This window comes from Streptomyces sp. NPDC057654 (assembly GCF_042800135.1).
GTDB lineage: Bacteria > Actinomycetota > Actinomycetes > Streptomycetales > Streptomycetaceae > Streptomyces.
This window is the reverse complement of sequence record NZ_JBHVHQ010000900.1, coordinates 1-3,436: the sequence shown is the minus strand read 5'-3', so window position 1 is coordinate 3,436 and position 3,436 is coordinate 1. Positions and strand designations below refer to the sequence as shown.

Below are 3,436 nucleotides of genomic sequence, written 5' to 3'. Positions count from 1 at the left end.
GTCTGGGGCTGTGCGCCTTGTCCGGGCTCCACCGGAGGCAGCTGCTCCGTACGGTCAGCCGGAGTGGCGCCCTCCGCCGTCGGCGGTACCGGCGGCGCGGGAGGCGCGGGCGGAGCCGCCGGAGCCGGCGGCGCGGCCGGAGCCTCGGGAGCGGTGGGCGCCGACGCGGTGTCCGGCGCCGGAGGTGCCGTACGCGGCGCCGCCGCAGGCGTAGCGGCAGCGCCCTCGTTCTCGGTGCTCACAGCTCTCTCCTCAGGTGCACGTCAGTGGTCATCATGGCCGCGGCCCACGCATCGGTCCATGCAATCGGTCCATGCATTGGTCCACGCATCGGCCCACGCAATCGAGCGTCCGACTACAGCCTTTCCCATCAGACGTCAGACCGCTGTAAACGGAGGCTGTGCCTTTCGCGGGCACCCTTCGTCTTCCTTTATTTTCGATGTTTCCGGCCGAACCGGACCACCCGGACATAAGGGACCGCATGCGCGACTACGCCTCGCGATGGCACCATAACTCGGTGACCTATGCACGCCCGGCCAGGGACATTCGTCCCGAGCGACCGCCCCTCTCCGTAGTAGCCCACCGCGGAGCCTCCGAGGAAGCCCCCGAGCACACGCTCGCCGCCTACCGAAGAGCGATCGAGGACGGCGCGGACGCCCTGGAGTGCGATGTCCGGCTCACCGCCGACGGCCAGCTCGTCTGCGTCCACGACCGCCGCGTCAACCGCACCTCCAACGGCCGCGGCGCCGTCTCCGCCCTGGAACTCTCCGACCTCGCCGCCCTCGACTTCGGCTCCTGGAAGGGCCAGGCCGCCGACCACGAGGCCCCGGACCGGGACAGCACCTCCGTGCTCACCCTGGAGCGCCTCCTCGAACTCGTCGCCGACGCCGACCGCCGCGTCGAGCTCGCCATCGAGACCAAGCACCCCACCCGCTGGGCGGGCCAGGTCGAGGAGAAGCTCCTCGACCTCCTCGACCGCTTCGGCCTCGCCGAGCCCCCCAAAGCCGGAGCCGACGACGAAGCCGGCCCGCCGCCCTCCCAGGTCCGCGTCATGAGTTTCTCCGCGCGCTCCCTGCACCGGGTACGCGCCGCCGCGCCCGCCATCCCCACCGTCTACCTGATGCAGTTCATCTCCCCGCGCCACCGCGACGGGCGGCTCCCCGCGGGCGTACGGATCGCCGGCCCCAGCATCCGCATCATCCGCAACCACCCCGATTACGTGCACCGGCTGCACCGCGCCGGGCACCGTGTACACGTCTGGACGGTAAACGAACCGGCCGATGTCGAATTGTGCGCGGAACTCGGCGTGGATGCCGTGATCACAAACCGCCCCAAGCAGGTGCTGTCCCAACTCGACCGCTGATAGGAACCATTACAGGGTGTGCACCGGCGCGTTCGTTGCGCATTCCTTCGTTACAAGTGCCTCCCCGGATCACAATTGGCCGGTTTCCGGTCCAGTCCATTGGGGCATTCATCCCCTGGCGTGGGGCGAAGGAGGTCTCGGGGGTGGCGTTGGTGGTGGCACAGGAGGTGCCCACGTCGTCGATCATGGCCGTACCCCATGGTCCGTCGGCCGTGGGAGTAGCGAGGCACCGCATGCGCGAGGATCTGCGCATGAGCGGAGTGGCGGATTCGGTCATCGACGACGCTGTACTGATCCTTTCGGAACTGCTCAGCAACGCGTGCCGGCACGGCCGCCCGCTGAGCCCCGACGACAGGCGCAACAGCAGCAATGGGAACGGCAACGGCAGCGGGGACGGCACCATACTCGCGGCCTGGCGCGTGGACGAGCTCGGCTGGCTGACCGTCGAGGTCACCGACGGCGGCGGCCCGACCCGGCCGCTTCCGGCCACTCCGTCCGTCACGGCGCGCGGGGGGCGCGGCCTCAACATCATCCGGGCGCTGTCCCAGGAGTGGGGCGTCCGCGACGCCTCCGGCGAGGTGACCGTATGGGCTGCTCTTTCCGCACGTGAGAGCTTCGCTACGCGCGTCGCTCTCGGCCCCTCGGGCGGCCCCGCCAGCGGCCCCGCCGGGTCGACCCGCGGCGCCCCGATGCCGTCGATCGCCGCGATGCCGGCGGCCTTCGCCGACATCGACGAGCTGCGGTAGCCCCGGGGCCGGACCGGTAGCGGGAGGGGGCGCGCAAGCCGTCCGCCCGCGCGTACGGGCAAGGGGGCGCGCAAGCCCGTGCACTCCGCCCGTACGAGCGCCCCGACCGTACGAGCCAGGGCGCCGCAAGTCCGTACGCCCAGTGCGTACGCCCAGCCCGTACGCCCAGCGTGTACGGGCCACAGGACCGCAGTCCCGTGCACCCGGCGCGTACGGGCCGGGAGCCGCCCGGCTCCCGGTCGCCCGCGCTCCCCCGACCGCTAGGCTCGCGCCCGTACGAGCCGGACCGATCGGGAGACACGCACGCCATGGCCAAGAAGCGCCGCCCCCAGACGAAGGCCGCCCGGCCGCAGGCCGACGACGCGCAGATCGCGGCCGTCGGCGCCCGCGAGCCCTGCCCCTGCGGCTCCGGCCGCCGCTACAAGGCGTGCCACGGCCGCCAGGCCGCGCAGGCCGTCACCGAGCTGGTGCAGCGCCCCTTCGAGGGGCTGCCGGGCGAGGGCGACTGGGTGGCGCTGCGCGAGCTGGTGCCCGCCGCCACCGTCGAGCTGCACCTCAAGGACGGGCTTCCCGAGGGCGTGCCCTCGGTCACCCTCGCGACCGTGCTGCCGATGGCCTGGCCCGCGCTGCGCCGCGACAACGGGGCCGTGCTGCTCGGCCTCCAGAACGACACCGCCTCCGGCGACATCAGCCGCGACCTGGCGGACACGCTCCGGCGCGCGCTGACCGCCGAGCCCGGCAACCCGGTCGCCGCCGAGCGCGTGCCCGCCGACGGGCCGCGCCTCCAGGACCTGCTCGACCCGGAGCAGCCCTTCACGCCGGTCGTCCACGAAGGGTTCGAGTTCTGGATCGAGGATGCCGAGAACGCGACCGGCGAGGTCGCCGCGTCCCTGGAGCGCGCCAACGAGGCCGCGATCCCCACCGCCCGGCTGGCCGGTGTCGAGGCCGCGTACTGGTGCGAGACGCCGGAGAAGAACCACCTGCGCTGGGTCATGACGCACCCCGAGGAGCAGCTGCTGGACGCCCTCGCCCGGCTGCACGCCGCCGGCGCCTCCTCGCTCGGCGAGGGGACCCGGCTCGTGGGCTCGTTCCGCGCGCACGGCCTGACCGTGCCGGTGTGGGACCTGCCGGTCGCGATGCGCGCCGCCGACGTGGAGAAGCCCGCCGCCGCCTTCGCGGAGCGGCTGGCCGAGGCGCTCGCCACGGACGCCCCGCTGAGCCCGGAGGAGCGGCGGGCGCGCGGCGGCCTCACCAACCGTCAGGTGACCCTGAGCTGACGGCCGTATCGGCGGCCCGTCGACGTGACTCCTGTCACAACTCCCGCTCC

General features: G+C 73.0%; 3 protein-coding genes and 1 pseudogene. 3 read left to right on the top strand and 1 reads right to left on the bottom strand.

Annotated elements, in window-relative coordinates; all coding sequences use genetic code 11:
- Window positions 1-242: pseudogene (locus tag ACFU99_RS37945) on the bottom strand (hypothetical protein); the annotation flags it as partial.
- A 275-nt stretch (window positions 243-517) separates the two neighbouring features.
- Here ACFU99_RS37945 and ACFU99_RS37940 point away from each other — a divergent pair.
- The 3 genes from ACFU99_RS37940 (at window position 518) to ACFU99_RS37930 (ending at window position 3,386) form a co-directional block, all read left to right on the top strand.
- Complete coding sequence (locus tag ACFU99_RS37940; RefSeq protein WP_384401541.1) at window positions 518-1,363, top strand: glycerophosphodiester phosphodiesterase; 846 nt, start codon at window positions 518-520, stop codon at window positions 1,361-1,363.
- Between the two features lie 56 nt (window positions 1,364-1,419).
- Entirely contained in the window at window positions 1,420-2,109 is a 690-nt protein-coding gene (locus ACFU99_RS37935) for an ATP-binding protein (RefSeq protein WP_384401538.1), read from the top strand.
- A gap of 308 nt (window positions 2,110-2,417) precedes the next feature.
- A complete protein-coding gene (locus tag ACFU99_RS37930; protein ID WP_384401535.1) occupies window positions 2,418-3,386 on the top strand; it encodes a DUF5926 family protein in 969 nt (322 codons plus the stop codon).
- Window positions 3,387-3,436: the final 50 nt, after the last annotated feature.